The organism is Vibrio mytili (assembly GCF_000830505.1).
Classification (GTDB): domain Bacteria; phylum Pseudomonadota; class Gammaproteobacteria; order Enterobacterales; family Vibrionaceae; genus Vibrio; species Vibrio mytili.
The window spans coordinates 86837-105657 of record NZ_JXOK01000082.1 but is presented as its reverse complement, the minus strand read 5'-3'; the positions used below and the strand labels follow the sequence as shown (position 1 = coordinate 105657).

Annotated in this window: 18 protein-coding genes and 2 pseudogenes; 12 read left to right on the top strand and 8 right to left on the bottom strand. The window is 43.3% G+C overall.

Features of this window, described 5'->3' with window-relative positions:
• The 3 genes and pseudogenes from SU60_RS20210 to pheT all read left to right on the top strand — a co-directional run bounded on the left by SU60_RS20210 (nucleotide 1) and on the right by pheT (nucleotide 4758).
• The gene (locus SU60_RS20210; protein WP_041157102.1) at nucleotides 1–1176 is read left to right on the top strand and encodes a hypothetical protein; all 1176 of its coding nucleotides are present in this window, start codon (nucleotides 1–3) and stop codon (nucleotides 1174–1176) included.
• 193 nt (nucleotides 1177–1369) lie between these two features.
• Nucleotides 1370–2352 (top strand): annotated as a pseudogene (pheS, locus tag SU60_RS20205) (phenylalanine--tRNA ligase subunit alpha).
• A gap of 18 nt (nucleotides 2353–2370) precedes the next feature.
• Complete coding sequence (gene pheT, locus SU60_RS20200; RefSeq protein ID WP_041157101.1) at nucleotides 2371–4758, top strand: phenylalanine--tRNA ligase subunit beta; 2388 nt, start codon at nucleotides 2371–2373, stop codon at nucleotides 4756–4758.
• A gap of 137 nt (nucleotides 4759–4895) precedes the next feature.
• Here pheT and SU60_RS20195 read toward each other — a convergent pair whose 3' ends face one another.
• On the bottom strand, nucleotides 4896–5774 hold the full coding sequence (locus tag SU60_RS20195; protein ID WP_041157100.1) for an AEC family transporter: 879 nt from the start codon (nucleotides 5772–5774) through the stop codon (nucleotides 4896–4898).
• Nucleotides 5775–6288: 514 nt separating this feature from the next.
• Between SU60_RS20195 and ihfA the strand changes: the two genes are divergently transcribed.
• A complete protein-coding gene (ihfA, locus tag SU60_RS20190; protein WP_041157099.1) occupies nucleotides 6289–6579 on the top strand; it encodes an integration host factor subunit alpha in 291 nt (96 codons plus the stop codon).
• Nucleotides 6580–6728: 149 nt separating this feature from the next.
• On the opposite strand, the gene SU60_RS20185 is transcribed toward ihfA, so the two are convergent.
• Complete coding sequence (locus tag SU60_RS20185; RefSeq protein WP_041157098.1) at nucleotides 6729–7508, bottom strand: nucleotidyltransferase family protein; 780 nt, start codon at nucleotides 7506–7508, stop codon at nucleotides 6729–6731.
• Between the two features lie 314 nt (nucleotides 7509–7822).
• On the opposite strand from SU60_RS20185, the gene SU60_RS20180 reads away from it, so the two are divergent.
• Nucleotides 7823–8473, top strand: coding sequence for a thiopurine S-methyltransferase (locus SU60_RS20180; protein ID WP_041157097.1), 651 nt, complete (start codon nucleotides 7823–7825; stop codon nucleotides 8471–8473).
• Nucleotides 8474–8594: 121 nt separating this feature from the next.
• On the opposite strand, the gene purT is transcribed toward SU60_RS20180, so the two are convergent.
• The 5 genes from purT to sbcB all read right to left on the bottom strand — a co-directional run bounded on the left by purT (nucleotide 8595) and on the right by sbcB (nucleotide 13615).
• Nucleotides 8595–9770: a formate-dependent phosphoribosylglycinamide formyltransferase gene (gene purT / locus SU60_RS20175; protein ID WP_041157096.1), complete on the bottom strand. Its 1176-nt coding sequence runs from the start codon at nucleotides 9768–9770 to the stop codon at nucleotides 8595–8597.
• Nucleotides 9771–9945: 175 nt separating this feature from the next.
• Nucleotides 9946–10833 carry a cytidine deaminase gene (cdd, locus tag SU60_RS20170; protein ID WP_041157095.1) on the bottom strand — a complete coding sequence of 296 codons (888 nt, stop codon included), beginning with the start codon at nucleotides 10831–10833 and terminating at the stop codon, nucleotides 9946–9948.
• Nucleotides 10834–11085: 252 nt separating this feature from the next.
• On the bottom strand, nucleotides 11086–11763 hold the full coding sequence (locus SU60_RS20165; protein ID WP_041157094.1) for an LrgB family protein: 678 nt from the start codon (nucleotides 11761–11763) through the stop codon (nucleotides 11086–11088).
• A 1-nt stretch (nucleotide 11764) separates the two neighbouring features.
• On the bottom strand, nucleotides 11765–12139 hold the full coding sequence (locus SU60_RS20160) for a CidA/LrgA family protein (protein ID WP_041157093.1): 375 nt from the start codon (nucleotides 12137–12139) through the stop codon (nucleotides 11765–11767).
• A gap of 54 nt (nucleotides 12140–12193) precedes the next feature.
• A complete protein-coding gene (sbcB, locus tag SU60_RS20155; RefSeq protein ID WP_041157092.1) occupies nucleotides 12194–13615 on the bottom strand; it encodes an exodeoxyribonuclease I in 1422 nt (473 codons plus the stop codon).
• Between the two features lie 129 nt (nucleotides 13616–13744).
• On the opposite strand from sbcB, the pseudogene SU60_RS21505 reads away from it, so the two are divergent.
• From SU60_RS21505 to SU60_RS20125, 7 genes and pseudogenes are all read left to right on the top strand, one after another.
• Nucleotides 13745–14035 (top strand): annotated as a pseudogene (locus SU60_RS21505) (tyrosine-type recombinase/integrase); the annotation flags it as partial.
• Nucleotides 14036–14187: 152 nt separating this feature from the next.
• Complete coding sequence (locus tag SU60_RS20150) at nucleotides 14188–15060, top strand: hypothetical protein (protein ID WP_041157091.1); 873 nt, start codon at nucleotides 14188–14190, stop codon at nucleotides 15058–15060.
• A 153-nt stretch (nucleotides 15061–15213) separates the two neighbouring features.
• On the top strand, nucleotides 15214–16227 hold the full coding sequence (locus SU60_RS20145) for a hypothetical protein (protein ID WP_041157090.1): 1014 nt from the start codon (nucleotides 15214–15216) through the stop codon (nucleotides 16225–16227).
• Nucleotides 16228–16377: 150 nt separating this feature from the next.
• Nucleotides 16378–17022 carry a nucleotidyltransferase domain-containing protein gene (locus tag SU60_RS20140; protein WP_164833059.1) on the top strand — a complete coding sequence of 215 codons (645 nt, stop codon included), beginning with the start codon at nucleotides 16378–16380 and terminating at the stop codon, nucleotides 17020–17022.
• Nucleotides 17019–17441, top strand: coding sequence for a hypothetical protein (locus SU60_RS20135; protein WP_041157088.1), 423 nt, complete (start codon nucleotides 17019–17021; stop codon nucleotides 17439–17441). The genes SU60_RS20140 and SU60_RS20135 overlap by 4 nt, the downstream gene beginning before the upstream one ends.
• Nucleotides 17442–17443: 2 nt before the next feature.
• Entirely contained in the window at nucleotides 17444–17914 is a 471-nt protein-coding gene (locus SU60_RS20130) for a hypothetical protein (protein ID WP_041157087.1), read from the top strand.
• A 130-nt stretch (nucleotides 17915–18044) separates the two neighbouring features.
• The gene (locus SU60_RS20125) at nucleotides 18045–18587 is read left to right on the top strand and encodes a hypothetical protein (protein ID WP_041157086.1); all 543 of its coding nucleotides are present in this window, start codon (nucleotides 18045–18047) and stop codon (nucleotides 18585–18587) included.
• Between the two features lie 59 nt (nucleotides 18588–18646).
• Here the strand turns inward: SU60_RS20125 and SU60_RS20120 are convergent, their stop codons facing one another.
• Complete coding sequence (locus tag SU60_RS20120) at nucleotides 18647–18817, bottom strand: helix-turn-helix transcriptional regulator (protein WP_245228441.1); 171 nt, start codon at nucleotides 18815–18817, stop codon at nucleotides 18647–18649.
• Nucleotides 18818–18821: the final 4 nt, after the last annotated feature.

Below are 18821 nucleotides of genomic sequence, written 5' to 3'. Positions count from 1 at the left end.
ATGAAGAGATCAAACATTGGGTGGTTGCTGATTACAGCAGTCACCCTCTGCCCGGTGCCTCTAATGGCCGCTGAGCTAGCAGGTCAAGTGAACGTAGAGCATCGTCAGTTTTTTGAGCAAGGTTTGCAAGGCCAGGGAAAAGCGCAGACATCACTGGTGTTGCAGCCAGAATGGTACTGGGAAATACAAAATGGTGATGCGAGTTTTACCTTCACGCCTTTTTACCGTTTGGATAGTCTCGATGATGAGCGAAGCCATGGCGACATAAGGGAGGCTCTGTATCTTACCTATTGGGAGGATTATGAGTTTCGAGTTGGCATCAGCAAAGTATTTTGGGGAGTGACAGAGTCAGCACATTTAGTTGATGTCGTAAACCAGACGGATGCGATTGAAGCGGTGGATGGCGAAGACAAACTCGGTCAGCCAATGGTCCATTTTACTGCGTTCAAAGAGTGGGGAACCGTCCACGCCATGTTACTGCCTTATTTTAGGGAGCGCACGTTTGCGGGCAGTGACGGAAGGTTACGCACCGAACCGGTAGTGTCAGACGATGCTATGTACGAATCAAACCGAGAAGAAAAGCAGCTGGATGTGGCGCTTCGCTACTCAAAAATGCTTGGTGACTGGGACGTCGGGCTGAGTTATTTGTATGGGACAAACCGAGATCCTTACTTTCGTTTTAAAGATGGTGAGCTTAAGCCCTATTACGCTCTGATGAGTCACGTAGGTCTCGATGTACAAGGTATTGTTGGGGACTGGTTATGGAAGCTTGAAAGTGTGTATCGAGATAGTACCGATCACCATGTTGGGCTTGTCACCGGTTTTGAGTATACGGTCGTCGGTGCATTTGACACCGTATGGGATGTAGGGTTGATTGGTGAGTACCTCTATGACAGTCGTGGAAATAACGCACAAACTATTGGTCAAAATGACGTATTTGCTGGAGTTCGTCTGGCGTTCAATGACGAGGATGGAACGGAAGTACTAACAGGAATCACTCAGGATCTCGATAACGCTGACGTATACAACGCCAAATTGGAAGCATCAAGCCGACTATCTAATCACCTTAAATGGCAAATCGATGCTTGGTTGTTCAAAAATGAAACGCCGACGGATTTGCTCTATTTCGCTCGAGATGATGACTTTATCGAGTTTTCCATTCAGTACTATTTCTAAAACAAATCCCGAATACAAAAGGGCGCAATTTAACGAAAGATGACATTTTTGACGTTTTTGTGCTCTTTTTATTCAATAACCTCTTCTTTTCGTAATTCAATTTGGCATTGGTGTCCGGTTTGGCTACTATGTACAGCTATCAAAAAACCAATCACTCCCTTATGGATACTACCAGCAGGTAGATGAGGAAACGATGCAACATCTAGAAGAGATCATTGCTAGCGCGAGCACTGCAATTGAAGCTGCCGAATCGCTAGTCGCACTTGATGAAGTGCGTGTTCAGTATCTGGGTAAAAAAGGTGAGCTCACTGCTCAACTTCAAAGCTAGGCAAACTACCACCAGAAGAACGCCGTGAAGCTGGTCAAGAGATCAACAAAGCGAAAGGCGCTGTTCAGCAAGCGATCGCAGCTCGTAAAGATGCACTACAACGTGCTGAGCTAGAAGCGAAACTAGCGGCTGAAACTATCGACGTAACACTACCAGGTCGTCGTATTGAAAACGGTGGTTTACACCCAGTCACTCGCACGGTAGAGCGTATTGAAAAGTTCTTTGGTGAGCTCGGCTTTAACACTGAAGCGGGTCCTGAAATCGAAGATGCATTCCACAACTTTGATGCGCTAAACATTGCCGCTGATCACCCAGCGCGTACTGATCATGATACCTTCTTCTTTAATCCAGACTTGATGCTTCGTACTCATACGTCTGGCGTACAGATCCGTACGATGGAAAATGGCAAACCACCATTCCGTTTCATCGCACCGGGCCGCGTATACCGTAACGACTACGACCAAACACACACGCCAATGTTCCACCAAGTGGAAGGTATGCTGGTTGATGAGAACGTAAACTTTGCCCAATTGAAAGGTATTCTGCACGATTTCTTATGTAACTTCTTCGAAGAGGAAGTGGAAGTGCGTTTCCGTCCATCTTACTTCCCATTCACTGAGCCTTCAGCTGAAGTAGACGTGAAAGGCAAAAACGGTAAATGGTTAGAAGTTCTAGGCTGCGGTATGGTTCACCCGAACGTACTACGTAGCGTAGGCATCGATCCTGAAAAATACTCTGGTTTCGCATTCGGTATGGGTGTTGAGCGTCTAACGATGCTTCGTTACGGCGTGAACGATCTACGTGCGTTCTTCGAGAACGATCTTCGTTTCCTAAAACAGTTCAAGTAATCCAGAGGGTTCATCAACATGAAATTCAGCGAATCATGGCTTCGTGAGTGGGTAAACCCAGCGGTTACTACTGACGAACTCACTCATCAAATTACAATGGCCGGCCTAGAGGTAGACGACGTTCTTCCTGTCGCGGGTTCTTTCACTGGCGTTAAAGTGGGTCACGTTGTTGAATGTGGTCAACACCCTGACGCAGACAAACTACGCGTGACTAAAATCGATGTTGGCGAAGAAGAGCTTCTAGACATCGTGTGTGGCGCACCTAACTGTCGCCAAGGTCTGAAAGTAGCAGTAGCAACCGTTGGTGCTGTTCTTCCAGGCGATTTCAAAATCAAAAAAGCGAAACTACGTGGTCAGCCATCTCACGGCATGCTTTGTTCATTCACTGAACTAGGCATCGACGTTGAGTCAGACGGCATCATGGAACTAGCAGAAGACGCAGTAATCGGTACTGATTTCCGTGAATTCCTAGGTCTAAACGACGTCACGGTAGACGTTGACCTAACAGCAAACCGCGCTGACTGTTTCAGCATCCGTGGTATGGCTCGTGAAGTGGGCGTACTTAACCGCGCTGATGTGACTGAGCCAGCAGTAGAATCCGTTGCCCCTTCCATCGACGACAAAATCTCTATTGAAGTTAGCGCGCCTGCTGCGTGTCCACGTTACCTAGGTCGAGTGGTTAAAAACGTAAATGTTCAAGCAGAAACACCACTGTGGATGCAAGAAAAGCTGCGTCGTTGTGGTATTCGCTCTATCGATCCGGTAGTGGACATCACTAACTACGTGCTGCTAGAGCAAGGCCAACCAATGCACGCGTTTGATCTTGCGAAGATTGACGGTGGCATCGTGGTTCGTATGGCTGAGCAAGGCGAGAAGCTAACCCTTCTAGACGGCAGCGAAGCAGAGCTAAATGCTGATACTCTAGTGGTTGCTGACCACAACAAAGCCCTAGCAATTGCAGGTATCTTTGGTGGTGAAGAGTCTGGTGTAACTTCAGAAACAAAAGACGTTCTACTTGAGTGTGCATTCTTTGCACCTGACCACATCCGTGGTCGCGCTCGTAACTACGGTCTACACACCGATTCTTCTATGCGTTTTGAGCGTGGTGTGGATTACGCACTGCAAGTAAGCGCAATGGAACGTGCAACTCAGCTTCTTGTTGAAATTTGTGGCGGTGAAGTAGCACCTGTTGTTGCTGTTGAGTCTGAAGCAGACCTACCTAAGCCAAACAAAGTTGCTCTACGTCGTACTAAACTAGACAACCTACTAGGTCATCACATCGCTGATGCTGACGTAGTAGAAATTCTAGAGCGCCTAGGTTTAACTGTTGAAGCTTCAGAAGAAGGTTGGATGGCAGTAGCGCCAACATGGCGTTTCGATATCGCTATCGAGCAAGATCTGATTGAAGAAGTTGGCCGTATCTACGGTTACGACAACATTCCTAACCAACACCCAGCAGCAGCACTTAAGATGCACAACCACGTTGAAGCGGATATGCCACTTAAACGCGTTCGTGATCTTCTTGTTGACCGTGGTTACCACGAAGCCATCACTTACAGCTTCGTTGAGCCTGAGCAACAAAAGCTAGTTGTACCTGGTGTTGAGCCTCTAGTGCTTCCAAACCCAATTTCTGCAGACATGTCAGCAATGCGTCTTGGTCTTATCCAAGGTCTGCTGAACACGGTTGTTCACAACCAGAAGCGTCAACAGCCACGCGTTCGTTTATTTGAATACGGTCTACGTTTTATCCCATGTGAATCTGCAGAAAACGGTATGCGCCAAGAGCCTATGCTGGCCGGTGTAATTGCTGGTACTCGTAGTGAAGAGCATTGGGATATCGAAACAAACACGGTTGATTTCTTCGACCTTAAGGGCGATCTAGAAGCGATTCTAGAGCTATCTGCGAACGAAAAAGCGTACTCTTTTGCAGCAGCGAAGCATCCGGCACTTCACCCTGGTCAATCAGCGACAATCATCGTTGATGGCAAAGAGGTTGGTGTTATCGGTACCGTTCACCCAGAACTAGAGCGTAAGTTCGGTCTAAATGGTCGTACTATCGTATTCGAAATCGAATGGTCTGCAATCAACTCGAAAGTGATCCCTGAAGCGGTTCAGCTTTCTAAGTTCCCATCAAACCGTCGTGATATCGCGGTCGTTGTGGATGAAACAGTCGCATCTGGTGACATCGTTAACGCTTGTCTTGAGCAAGGCGGTGAGTTCCTAAAAGATGCAAAACTATTCGACGTTTACGTAGGTAAAGGCGTTGAAGAAGGTAAGAAGAGCTTAGCTATTGCGCTGACTCTGCAGTCCGTTGAGCGCACGCTTGAAGATGCAGATATCGCTGGTGCGGTAGACGCGATTGTTGCTCATGTTTCTGAGAAGTTTGGTGCAGCACTACGTGACTAAACGTTAGGTGGTTACCTTTCTTAAGAGACAAGAAACCCTGCTGATTCAGCAGGGTTTTTTTATGCTTATACGGAATACGGAACAGGTAATTGCCCTGTTCGACGCTCGACATAGGAACGATTGTACGTACGCGCAATTTATCCCAACGACAAGGTGTAAGTTAAGAGAATTGGCAACGTTAATATGCTGAAAAAGTTACCGAAGAGGACCATGGAGGCGACTTTCATTGGTTCAATATTCAGACGTTCTGCAAACAGGTAGTTCATCACCGCTGGTGGTAACATGGTAAACAAGACCATCATCTGCAGTTGCATCGTCGGAAGAGGGATAAACCAATAAATTAATCCAAACGCAATGGCGCCTGTGGTTAATGACTGTACACTGCATATCACACCCACTTTTAAACCATCCAACCTTAAGTGACACATCTGTGCGCCAAGGGACAGTAACATGACCGGAATGGCGGCTTGGCCCAAAAGCGCTGTGGCTTCATACAGCGGACCCCATGCACCAAAGCCAGATAAGTTCAGCGCCATTGCAAGCGAAGCAGACAAAAATATCGGCATCTTAATCATTTGTTTGAAAGGGTTTCCGTTACTCAATATAGAGACACCCAAACTAACGTGAAGACAGCCAGAAACCACAAATAGCATGACTGCAGAAGAAAGAGCAACATCTCCAAAGGTATAAGTAAACAGGGGAATGGCTAGGTTGCCGCTGTTTCGGAACATGTGTGGTGGTGCCCAAGATTTAAAAGATAACCCAGTGATTTTACATACAGGGAGCATCACTAAACCAGGCACGACAACTGCCACAATTGCAGCCAACAGAAGAGGGCCTTGGTTTGAATTTAATGGCATACTCACCAGCGATGAGAATACGAGGGCGGGAGTAAACACCTCCATATTGATGCGATTAATCGGCCGAAAGTCAGGCTTAATATATCGTCCGACAAGATAGCCAACGCCAACTAGAGCGAACACTGGGAACAGAATGCTGATGACTTGGTGAATCATGAATGCTCTTAAAAATGAGTAATTTGAAGAGGAACAAACAAAAGACACTAGCAGCCTTTATTCAAACCGTCACGAATAACCCTTGAGAACTTTGGGTTCAATCATTCTTTATCATCGCTTAGTTGTACTGCGCAAAATTAGAGACTTAGATGTGAAATTGAGACAATCCTCTGAATTTACGTGAGATTTTATGTCAATTGTCCGTCAAATTAGCAATCTCTGATATTTTTATTGAGTAGTGGTTAATATTGGCAATGTATTTATTTATAGTTTTATAAACTATAAATAAATTTAATAAACAGTGGTATGAAATAGTTTATGTTAGATTGTTGGTTTTTAACAATGTTTTGATTGTGGTTGTTGTATTTCTACGTGGTCAAAAAAAGTTGGCGAAAATCAGAAGCTTGTCATACACTTCCTGATGTAACCCCGATATGTTGTTGAATTGGTAGGGTAAAACTGCTCTGGCGCTACACTAAGTAGCATTGTTAAACATAGCTTTGAGGAAAGTTTTATGGCGCTCACAAAAGCCGAACTGGCAGAAAACCTGTTTGATAAGCTGGGATTTAGTAAACGGGACGCCAAGGAAACGGTGGAAGTGTTCTTTGAAGAAATTCGTAAGGCACTGGAAAGTGGCGAACAGGTAAAACTGTCAGGTTTTGGTAACTTTGATCTTCGAGACAAGAATGAACGTCCTGGTCGTAACCCAAAGACCGGTGAAGATATTCCTATTACTGCTCGACGTGTAGTTACATTTCGCCCGGGTCAAAAATTGAAAGCTCGTGTAGAAAACTTGAAGAAATAACCGTAACTGCGACCCCGAACAAAAGATCACACTAAATGGTGATCTTTTGTTGTATTTAACCTTTGTTAATACCTTCACCCCATTAAAAAACCACCGCTCTTCGGAGCGGTGGTTTTGTTTCTTGCTCAAAGTAAGACGATAGTCTTGCGTTAGGCTGCTTCCAAGTGTGTAGTTAAGTACGGCTGCCACGCTTGTTGATACAGGTTTTTGGATTGAGTACGCATACGCTGAATTGACGCCATCTCAATCTCATTTAAATCACGTTTCTCCTGCATGGCTAGTCTTTCAAGTTTTTGAATTTTTTCATACAAGTCGTGTTCTGGCCCACTTTTTACGTCTGCAATGGCTTTTAGGTGAAGTTGAACTTCAGCGATAAGATTCGTTTTGGGTAACCGAACCAATAAGTTTAAATCACGGTAGCCCGATGGACCTGGTTTCTTGAAACGGTTTTTGACTTTTACGATCGTCGTCTCTCGTTCGAGGGTCTCATAAATCGAGATTAAACTAGGCACATCGTCCGCCACAATTGTGCCTCGGGCAAGGTCAGTAATCCTTTCTACTTGGTTATTGAGTTCAATACGTACTTTTTCTTCGGCGCGATGTTGGGATTTTACTCCCGCGAAAAGTGGTAGGGCATTATTTAATAACGCTGAACTTTTGCAGATGGTTTCAAGCTCAAACTGTGCTTGATGTGCTTTGCTGTAGATAATGTCGAAATCGGAGTAGGGTTGAGTTGCTTGGGTATCGAATGATTGAATGCCATATAAGCCGCTAAGGCTGTGTTTGAATCGTTTCGGACACACTTCGTTTTGGCTGGCAGAACGATTTTGTATGTTGCTCGTCGTTGACGTGTTAGGGATTGCAGCGAATGCTGGGGCACGGCTTAGTACTAAAAGCATCAAAGCGGTAGTACGTAAAAATAAGCTCATTCACACTCCTTTAGTTGCTTGCACTTAGAAAATTGGGAACAAAATGTCACTAAGTGTGGCAAGTTAGGTACTCATATTATGAATGGGGTCTTGTCGACAGATTCCAAGGTTATAAATAAACTTAATAGTAGAATCGTGCGCTAGGTCGCCATTTATATTTTTATTATTCTGATATTTCGGTATCAGAGCTTTCACTTAAGGTATGGAAATATCCTATCACTTGAGTATTAACGAAAGATGAACGGCATAGACAAATTCTGAAAAACCATTAGGCTTAACGCACAAAATGACAATCAGCTAACAAGAAGAAAACGATGAGAGACCCAGAATTTTGGCACAACAAATGGGCCAGTAATAAAATCGGATTTCACCTGGAAGATGTGAACCCATTATTGCCAACACATTGGCATCATACGCAACCAACACGTAGTGACCGGGTGCTGGTTCCTTTATGTGGTAAATCGGAAGATCTCGCTTGGCTTGCAACCAAACATGAAGAAGTTGTCGGCGTAGAGCTAAGTCAAATTGCCGTTCGCGCTTTCTTTGCTGAGCACTTCTACACACCAATGGTCACGCCAATCAACGGCATGCACGAGCTGTATCAGTTTGATGAGTTGTCCATTTATACGGGTGACTTCTTTACTGCGCCGCTTTCACAAGTTGATATTATTTACGACCGAGCCGCTCTTGTGGCACTGCCGCAAGATATGAGAGAAGAATACGCAAGTCGACTAAAACAGTTACTTAACCCAGGTGGACGAATTCTATTGATCACGTTGAACTACGTACAAGAAGAAATGGCGGGCCCACCGTTTAGTGTGCCTGTGAGTGAAATAGAGCAGTTGTTCTCGGGTTATAAAGTAACGTGCTTGAACGTTGATGAAGCAGATGAGAACCACCCAAAAATCAAAGACAAAGGATTAAGTCGTTTCTCTGAAGAAGTGTATTTAATTGAAGCTCCGTAGTTCTCAATTCTGAGCATTACGAAATACGTAAAGCAACGAAAAAGCGCAGCCCTTGAGCTGCGCTATTGTTTCTATCCTTAAAATGGCAGACGTCATTATCATCGCTTGATGAATAAGTCACTTAGTAGATAACGTTAACTTTAGCCGCGCTTGCGACCGCATCTTGAACGGACTCTTCCGTCGAGTTTCGGCGAGTCAATACCACGCCCAAACGACGACGTCCGTCGATTTCTGGCTTACCAAATAGACGAACTTGCGTTTGAGGTTGCGCCACCGCTTCAGCAACATTATCAAAACGAATGTTCGTTGAGGTACCTTGACCAAGGATAACAGCGGATGCCGATGGGCCATATTGAACAATGCTATTGATAGGCATACCCGTAAACGCGCGCACGTGAAGTGCAAACTCAGACATCTCTTGAGAAATCATAGTGACCATGCCGGTATCGTGTGGGCGAGGGGAGACTTCATTGAAGATGACTTCATCACCTTTAACAAATAGCTCCACGCCAAAAATCCCGTAGCCTCCAAGCGCATTCACCACTTTCTCAGCGGCATACTCAGCGGCTTTTATCGCATTCTCGGACATAACTTGTGGCTGCCAAGACTCACGGTAGTCTCCGTCTTCTTGACGATGACCGATAGGTGCACAGAAGTGAACGCCATCGACCGCGCGAACCGTTAACAGGGTGATTTCGTAATCGAAGTCGATAAAGCCTTCAACAATGACACGTCCCGCACCAGTACGACCGCCTTCTTGCGCGTAGTTCCAAGCGTTTTCTATATCTTCTTCGGATTTAATAACGCTTTGGCCTTTACCTGACGAGCTCATCACTGGCTTAACTACGCAAGGAATACCCGCAAAATCGACAGCTGCTTTGAAGTCTTCGTAGTTATCCGCAAAACGGTAAGGCGATGTTGTTAAGCCAAGCTCTTCTGCTGCTAGACGACGAATACCTTCACGGTTCATTGTGAGCTTGGTGGCTTTTGCCGTCGGGACAACATTCAGTCCTTTCTCTTCGAGTTCAACCAGTTTATCGGTCGCGATAGCTTCGATTTCAGGGACTACGTAAGCCGGCTGTTCTTTGTTAATGATTGCTTCCAAAGCTTGGCCGTCTAGCATGTCGATTACATAACTACGGTGGGCGACTTGCATTGCCGGGGCGTCAGCGTAACGATCACAGGCGATCACTTCTAAGCCAAGTCTTTGGCATTCGATCGCGACCTCTTTACCTAGTTCTCCAGAGCCAAGAAGTAATACGCGGGTAGCATTTGAGCTGGTTGCAGTACCGAACATAGTGTTCCCTTACAAAATATGGATACCAATCGTAGAAAATGACTGTGATTAGTATGATGAGACAGAATTTGCAGGGGATCATACTGAATTTTGTCAGTGAAGCAAACGTTTGCGCAAGGTTTTTGTCAATAAAAAAGCTCTACCTGTTGTAGAGCTCTTATCTTTGTCACGTGTTCTATACGTTAACGAAACTTAACGGTATATCCGGGTTTAACGACTCTAATGTGGACTGAGTATCCGCAAGGTGGCTAATTTTACCCTGTGAGTTTTCTACCAACGCCGCGGCTTGAATATTCTCGAATGTTTCACCGGCAAGCAATACTTGAATCAAGGCGACTTGAAGCGGCGGTAAGCTTGGATTAAACGCTGCGTTTTCAGCGTATGCACCTTGGAATTGGCGACCATTTTTGAGCTCTAATGCTAAACCGCTTAAGTTGTTTGTATAAGGGGCATGACTCATATTCATCGCCTCTACGGCTTTTTGAATCAACGCATCTTGATCATCACAGCTGAACTGATGATTCACTTCTGCCATCAGCGCAGATTCGATGCCTAAGTCACTCGGTCCAAATGCCTCTGGTAGGTATTCGTGCAGTGTCTTTTCTTCACGTTCGGGTAATTGAACCTTGAGCTCTTTCGCAGTGGAAAGCTCATTCATAAATTGGCGGCAGTGGCCACATGGACTGAAGTTAATGGTTATATCTTTCACACCACGTTCGCCTTTCATCCAGGCATGACTGATCGCCGCCTGCTCGGCATGAACGGTTTGTCCTAACTGGACGTGGAGAAATTCCATATTTCCGCCAAAGTACAGACGACCGGAAAGGCCACGGACAATGGCACCGACATAGAATTCTGAAATAGGCGTATAGGCATAAGCGGCAGCAAAAGGCAGTAGGGCAACGCGAAGATCTTTATCTGATAAGCCAGTAGTTGCGCGCAACTGTTCGAACTGTTGTGCTGAAATAGTAGCATCAAAATCGTCCGATTGGACAATTGGCGCAAGTTGAGTTGAAAGTGCTTCAGGAGCGCTTGCGAGCGCCTGTTCAATGCGACTTTTCATGTTGAATCCTTGTTATTGCATGGAACATTATTGTATGTGAGACAGAAAAATGTTCCGTGCCTCCCGTCACATTGTGAAATGCAATGGTTACATCTGTTACATAATTAGAGAGAGCTCACACATGTATTCGATTGCATCTCATTTTACTGCGACAAGTTTAACGATTCTCTATCCATCGAAGTGGAGAATGACGAGTTAATTATAGGGTAAAACTCTTTTTTAGTTGTTTCACAAGCCGTGTAGGTTGGAGGCTTATTGATACAGCCACACCGCGAGTGCAAAAAAGCTTGGTGCCAGTATCGACGTAATAATGCCGCACAAAACCAAAGCGAGTGAGGAAAAGGCGGCATCTTCTGGCTGCTTTTCTGCACAAGTAGCGGTGCCAAGCGCGTGAGAAACCGTCCCCATCGTCAGACCACGAGCAATAGGGTGTTTGATGCCAATAAGGTTGTAAATGGGATAAGCGATGATAGACCCTAACAGCCCAGCAATCAGTACCAGAATCGCCGCAACGGCTGCCTCACCGCCAAGGTGGCTCGAGATTTCCATTGCAATAGGCGTCGTCACCGATTTACCTAATAAACTGGCGATCAAGGTAATATCGGCTTTAAACACTACCGCAATTAAGGTTGTCGTCAGCATCGACATAATACTGCCTAGCGTGCAAGCAAACGTAATGATGCGCCAATTCGCTTTAATCTGAGGTAACTGCTCATAAAGTGGGTAAGCAAGCGCGACAACAGCGGGTTGCAGTAAAAAACTCACCACACTATTGTCTGCGTAATACGTCTCGTATGGGATGTCTAAATAGATCAACAGAGGAATGAGCACCGCAATACAGATAAGCAGTGGGTTAGCAAGGGGTGAGTTAAGTTTGATAGCGATTGTACGAGCGATCAGGAAAACAACAATAGTGACAATTAACCACATATTAATAGTTCTCCTTTAGCAGGTAATCCAATAGCCATGCCAAGCTCACTAGTACGATAAGGGAGCCACCAACCGCACTAGCAAGGACGGGTAACGCATTGGCGATCAGCATGTCAAAATGCTCCATTAACCCGACACTAATGGGAACAAACAGCAAAATCATGTAGCGGATAAACAAGCTCGCGCCGGGTTTAACCCACTCGACTTTTACAATGCCCAGTGTCATAGAGAAGAACAATACCAGCATGCCAATCACACTACCCGGTACTGAAACGTTGGTGAATTTTTGAATAGTCAGGCCGATCCCAAGTGCGCCCATGATAAGAAAGAGGGAGATGAGCAGTTGGATCAGTTGTAAGAATCGATCTTTAATCATTTTGACAGCATTAAAAGATCAAGCACACCAGCGGGTGCGCTTGAATAGGTAAAATTACGAAGCCAAACTCTCAACGTAACGATAAACAGACTTGAGTATGGCGATTTTCTTTTCGTCACTTTCGTGCTCGTGCACTAAGTTTTCTAAGTTCAGCATATACTCTTCAAGTTGATTTTCAAATACTTCGCGACAGTGTGATGCCCAACGTTGTTGCTCTTGGTCATCCAAAGTGCTCGGATAATTGCGTGCACGGTAACGGAACAGTAACGGCTTAATACGCTTATCATCGAACTCGATATCCAATGCGGCAAGGTTGTTGGGGTCTGTTTCTCGGATAATGTCCATCGCAGCGCGATCAGCAGGTGAGAAGAATCCGTCGTAAAGCTGAGTGTCCACATCGTCACTCTTATCAAACTGACGCTCGATAGAGAACACACCGATGAGTTTCTCACGAATCTCAGGATGTTTACGCAACAAAGCAAGATTGTCTAGACAGCGCTGGCGATCAATGCCAATCGACTCGGCATTTTCCGCAGTCAGGGTTTTCGCTGGCGCCAGAATCGGGCACTTGTTGAGATGAACCAGTTTTACCGGGACTGGCAATAAGTCACCCAATTCATCTTTCTTGGTATAAAGCCTTTGTTGTAGTTCTTCTGCTGACAAGTCAAGAATCGGCTGAGGATCTTTGGCTAAATCTATCGTGATCACCGCGTTGTTGTTCGTTGGGTGCCATGCAACTGGCACGATCCAACTGGTGTACTGGCATTCACGACCCAACATACCCGACACGTGCATTAACGGTGTCATATTAACGATGTCGACCAATTCATTGAGCTTGCGTTTCTGGCGCATTGAGAAAAAATAATCGAACAGCTTAGGCTGCGCGGCTTTCACCTTTTTTGCCATCTCAATCGTCGCGATAACATCCGCCATCGCATCGTGCGCGTTGCTGTGTTCGATGCCGTTCGCAACAGACAAGTGCTCTAACTTAAAGCTGGTAAAGCCTTCATCATTCTCAGGCCATTCAACGCCTTCTGGGCGCAGCGCATGACAAGCACGCATCACATCCAGTAAATCCCAACGAGAGTTTCCGTTTTGCCAGCTCCAAGCATAAGGATCAATGAAATTGCGGTAGCAGGTGTAACGTGTGACTTCATCATCAAAGCGAATACTGTTGTAGCCTAAGCTGGTTGTCTTCGGTTTGGATAACTCAGCATGAATCTTGGCAATAAACTCGGGTTCTGGCAGGCCTTCTTGCACGGCTTTTTGTGGCGTAATTCCCGTTATCAAAGCCGCTTCAGGAGAAGGAAGATAATCAGCTGGTGGCTGACAGTACATTACTAAAGGCTCACCGATGATATTGAAGTTTTCATCCGTGCGAACGCCAGCAAATTGGCTGGGTCTATCTTTTGCCGGGTTTGTTCCCCAAGTCTCATAGTCAAAGAAGAAAAAAGTGGGCTGATGATCTTGGTGCATTCTACTTACCGTTTAGGGAACCGATACCAGTATTAGACCACTCAACGCTTTGACTCGCAACGAAAGATGCATAAAGCAGCCGCCAAACAAAGAAAAAACGCGGGTTTGTGGTGAGTAGGGGATAGTCACATCACCATATCCGCAGCAAACCGCTACATAAGAAGGTTACGCGATAACCTGAACTTACCTCACTGGCGAACCCACGACTTCCGCCGCAGTATTTCTACCACTTGTTCAGGACTTGGCATCATGCCACACGTGACCGAGAAAATACTCGGGCATGAGCTGGTCGGCGTAATGGCGATATATAACAAGCATGATTGGCTATCAGACCAAAAAGAAGCATACGAAAAGTTTGCAGAAGCGTTGTTTGCGCAAGTGCAAAAAGAGTTGGGACATGAAACGTTCGCATTGAAATAGTCTGCTTGTTGCTGACCAATTAGTCTCATAGATCACTAACTCGCTGATTAGCTTTTGAACCTACCACTGAAAGGCGGCATGATGATGGAAGAAAGTGCGGCTATAAGTCGTCTAAGTAAGTGTTATACGATTCGTTAGATTAGGAGTAATTGATGCAATATGCAAAATGTACTCAAGACGGAAAAACTTGGGAAATTTCGAAATTTAACGAACTCGAGCCGAGTTTGCTTGACATAAAAAGACGTAGCCTCGTTTGTACTGAATGCGGCGAGTTTGCGTGGTATAGAAGAGAGAGTCGTCACGGGCATCCAGCTCATTTCTGCGCCCATCATGACCCAGAATGTGATTTAAAAGTGCAATACATTTCATCAGACGAGCACCGCGATGATGCTACGGAAGTTGAGGGTGAGGTAGAGAGTGATGACACAATTATTGTACGTTTAGACCAAGAGCAAGGCGGTGCTATTGATGTTGCAGAGGTATCTAAGCCTCCATTGCCTGGCTTAGGAGAAGGGGGGAAGCGTTATGTTCTAAAAGATAAGAATCGACGTTCTGCGCAGCAATTTACCCTCAGACGAATACTTCATCGTTTGGTTAAAAGTAAAGATTTTCGAAATTCTGAAAGCAATATAATTTTCTATCGAAATAACGAAGAAATAATGCTTAGTGGTCACGTTAAAGATATTGTCTTTGGGTTTAATCAAATTGAGAAAGATATACATCATGGTAAAACTAATTTTTACTGGGGACCAATAGCATCTGCGCGAGAATCCAGTGATGGAAAAATTTGGCTAAATTCGAGCTCTGAGTATATGTCTGCCTCAGTTGCAATATTCGAAGATATTTCAGATGATTTTAAAGAACTTTTCGAGGTCGACGATCTAGAGGACCTTTTGGGAGCACATGTTTTGGTTGCGGGTAACTGTTATTTTAGTGGTGAAGGTGAGGGAAAACCAATTATTTGGTGTGGGACACCAAATTACATCTTTGTACGCAAATACAAAGATCCTGCGATTGTAAATTAATCTTATAACAAAGCCTTTAAGAGGGGTTTTGCACGCGTGACATTTTTAATATGCGTTAGGTTTTGTGTCTAAGGCATTATGCGGTAACTTTGTATTGCGTGCCTGCTCTCCCTTAACGTGGGGTTCGGTCTACACACTTTCAAAGGAGTTTTTATGAATATTAACGAGGAATTAGAAATACAGCCAAGGCTCTTTGATCCTGTTTCTATCGCGACGATTGGGAGCGCTGTTGTAGGTGCATTTGGTGCAATTGAAAATACTTTGTCAAATGTTCGCTCTAGAGAATACTTACAAGCAATGGCAAATGATATTTCTCAAATGAAAATACAATTAGCAACAGTCCTTTCTGAACTTGATGAGCTTCCCGTTACTATAAGAAGTATCATTAAAGAAGAAGTAAGTTTAGCAATGTTATCAGATAAATATATTGAGCTAGAAAGTATAGAGATAACAGCTTATTCTTTAATGGAAGACTCTACATATGTTTTGAGTGAAAGAGCATGGTACAGAAGTTGCTACTTGTTGAGGTATATTTGCAATTGCGAAAATCGGTTAAGTTATATTCCGGATTTTTTGAGAGCCTGTGAAATCATTATGTTTATTTCTAATTCTGGAGGGAAAGATATTGTTCTTAGAAATGTGGAAGATAAATATAATTTGATAGAGCCTCTGTATAAAGATCTAAAACAATCATGTATTGAAGCCATATCCGAATTAACCTCATATTTAAATCATCCTGAATTCATTAAGTCTTACTATTTTGATGAGGTGTCTCTTAATGTTGATGGCATAAAATACACCCCTTTGCCAGATAAAAATACTGTTGAAACATATAGCTATAAGGAGTGTTATTGGGTGACGCTTCCTGCTGAAGGTGAAATAAGTGATAAGCCTGGTCATAAAAATCCACCTATGCTAAAAGAGCGACGCAGTGTTACAAAAACAGGGAAAAGAACAGTAGATAGTGCAGTAAGATTTAATCATGATAAAAATGAACATATAATAAAAATTGAAGCATTTAAGTCTACAGCTAAACTAGCGTTAAAGAAATTCAGAGATGTTTCTGCTGTTATTGAATTGTTGGATAAGTACCGATCAAAGCTCATTCTACAAAACGATCTTCCGTTAGTTTTAAAAGTAGAAGAAAATTTCACCAATTTTGAATAAGCTAACAAACGCTTTAAGACGGATTCGCAACGCTTGGCGGTTTTGGTTTGAATCGGCTTTATTGTTTAAGGTGTAATATTTTAGGTGGGTGCTTGCGTTGTTCAGACCTTAATGTGGCGTTAGGTAATTTATGTGTAGTTGGGTGTAAATTTGAATAAAAATTCGTTTGTAGTGATCTTTGGTTCAGTAGCAAGAGGTGATTCACACAAAAATAGTGATATTGACGTGCTACTCATCGACTGTAATATCAGAGATGCAGACCTTATATTAGATAAATACGATTTGCCTGGCTTGCCGGTTAATTACATTGAATACGATTTTTGCCAGTTTGAAAAGTATTTTAGAATGGGAAGTTTGTTTCTTTATCATATTTTTAAACAAGGATTTCTTCTTTACGGAAATGAGGATTTATGGGCAGGATATGTTGAAAATTTCAAATTGAAGAGCAGCTTTTGCGAAGAGATAGATAAAATAAAATCTGACATTGAAATATATAAGGATATCTCTATTTTTAATGGCAAGTTTTACTTGCCATTGGTGAATATTTTTCCTATGGTGAAAAATTATTGTATTTTTTCTTTAGCTAATATGGGTATATTTGAGTTTAATAAAGTAGAATGTATGAAAAAAATGGTAGCTTCTGATGATATTTTATCGGACTTTCTGTTGCTACAATCATTTTATGATTCTAGTGTAAGAGGGCTAAATGTTGACTTGGGAGTGGATCCTTATTCAAGTGAAGCTGGGTTATTGCTTCAAAGTGTTTATGAGTATGTATCGAAAGGCAAAGTATGATAAATGACAACATGATTGCAGCGCTATCAGAAATTTTTTTTGAATACTATGAAAGTGATGATCGTCAACAAAAGTCATATAAAATGCGAAAAAGAGTCAAAGTTCTTTTTGATTCAATATATGAGCAAGTTATAAAAAATTTTTTCAATAAAAGAGCAAATAATGAAGCTCATGCTTTGATTATAATTAATCGTGCTGATAAATCCAGCATGTCAAGTTATCAAAGTAATGTTTTGGAGTGCCTTCATAGTTCACTTGGTGTTTATAGTGCGCTATCTGATAAAAATTACACAGAAGAAGGTGAAGATTTAATGAATTTTATGGAGAACCATTTTACAGATCTTATACTAAGTATTCTAAGTAGTGGTTTTGATAGTAGTAATAATGCTAGGATTCTTACAAAATATTTAGAGGACTAATTATGGACGAAAGTAGTATAAAAGATGTACTATTAAAATCTTGGGAGTTGACTCAAAATATTGCTAAAAATAATGCTGAAACAGCATGGAAAGTTAGAATGTGGGGAGTTGCGATTTGGAGTGCATTGATAGCTTATGCATTCAAGAACAACTCATGCGAAATTGTCTTATTATCAGGCTTTATTTTGATGCCTATTGCTTGGTTTGAGTTTGGTATCCGTACTGTGGAATATAAGCTTATATCTAGGTCTCATGAAATTGAGAATAGTATTAATTCTCTTTTTCTTGGTGGGGAATTTGTTCCTCCTACTGAAGGCGTGAAAATAAAAATCGATCCACCGTCGTTATCTGACTACTTATTACTGTTTGATAAGAGAAGGTGGCTTGTATGGGGGCCTTATTTGGCTTTATTCATTTCGAGTATTTTAGCTCTCTTAGTTGTATTGAATAAAGTTCCAACTCCAGTCGCCTAAGAACTCGTTTAAGAGGGGGCGCAACGTGTGGTATTTTTGCTATGCGTTGAATTTATTGATTAAGGTGGTATGCAGCAACTTCGGTATTGCGTTATTCACCTTAACGCAGCATCGATATGAAGGAGATGCTATGGAGCAATTTAAATGTAGCGGCTGTGATGAGCTATTTTCTTGCAACACTGAAAGGAATCATCATCAATTAAATTGTAAAAAATACTTTCTGAAAATTGAGCCCTCGTTTAGAGCTCAATTATCCAAAAAGAAGCGACGGGCACGTGCTTCAGTTCAGGGAACTTACGAATGGGCATTAAGACAACCTTTACCTAAAAACTCGAAGAAATTTCGTTTGGCTACAGATTCGAAATACATTCAATCAGATCTTGAAGAAATGGTGTTGCAGCTAGAACGAGAAATCGCGTTGACACAACTAGTATCTGAAAAGAACTTAAACCGTCAAATTGTAGTGTCGCACGTTCTTAAGCAAAAAATCCTCGAAGCTTCCGAAATTATGGCTGATACTGACTTACAGAAGAAAGTAGAAGCAGAACACAAAAAATTGAAAGAGCAGAGAAAACGAGATCGCTCTCAGGGGAGTGCCCTTGGTGGTGACTTTGAAACCAAATTTAGTTTATTTGTGCCAGGTGGTGCACCTGGGTTAGGTAAGCGATCGTAATTCACATGACAATATTTTACGAGTGATTCCCGCTGCTCAAGTGATTTAGGAAAAGCACCCTAAACCCCAGCCTTAAACCCACCTTCATGCTCAACCCATTCCATCACCGCTGCGCGAATCCAACGCAGCGGTGATTTGCTAATTGGCTCTGGGAAGTTGCGGTTCTTCCGCCAGGCGATGATGGTGGTTCGTTTCTTATTAAAGAAATCCAGCACCTCTTGGTGGCACATGATT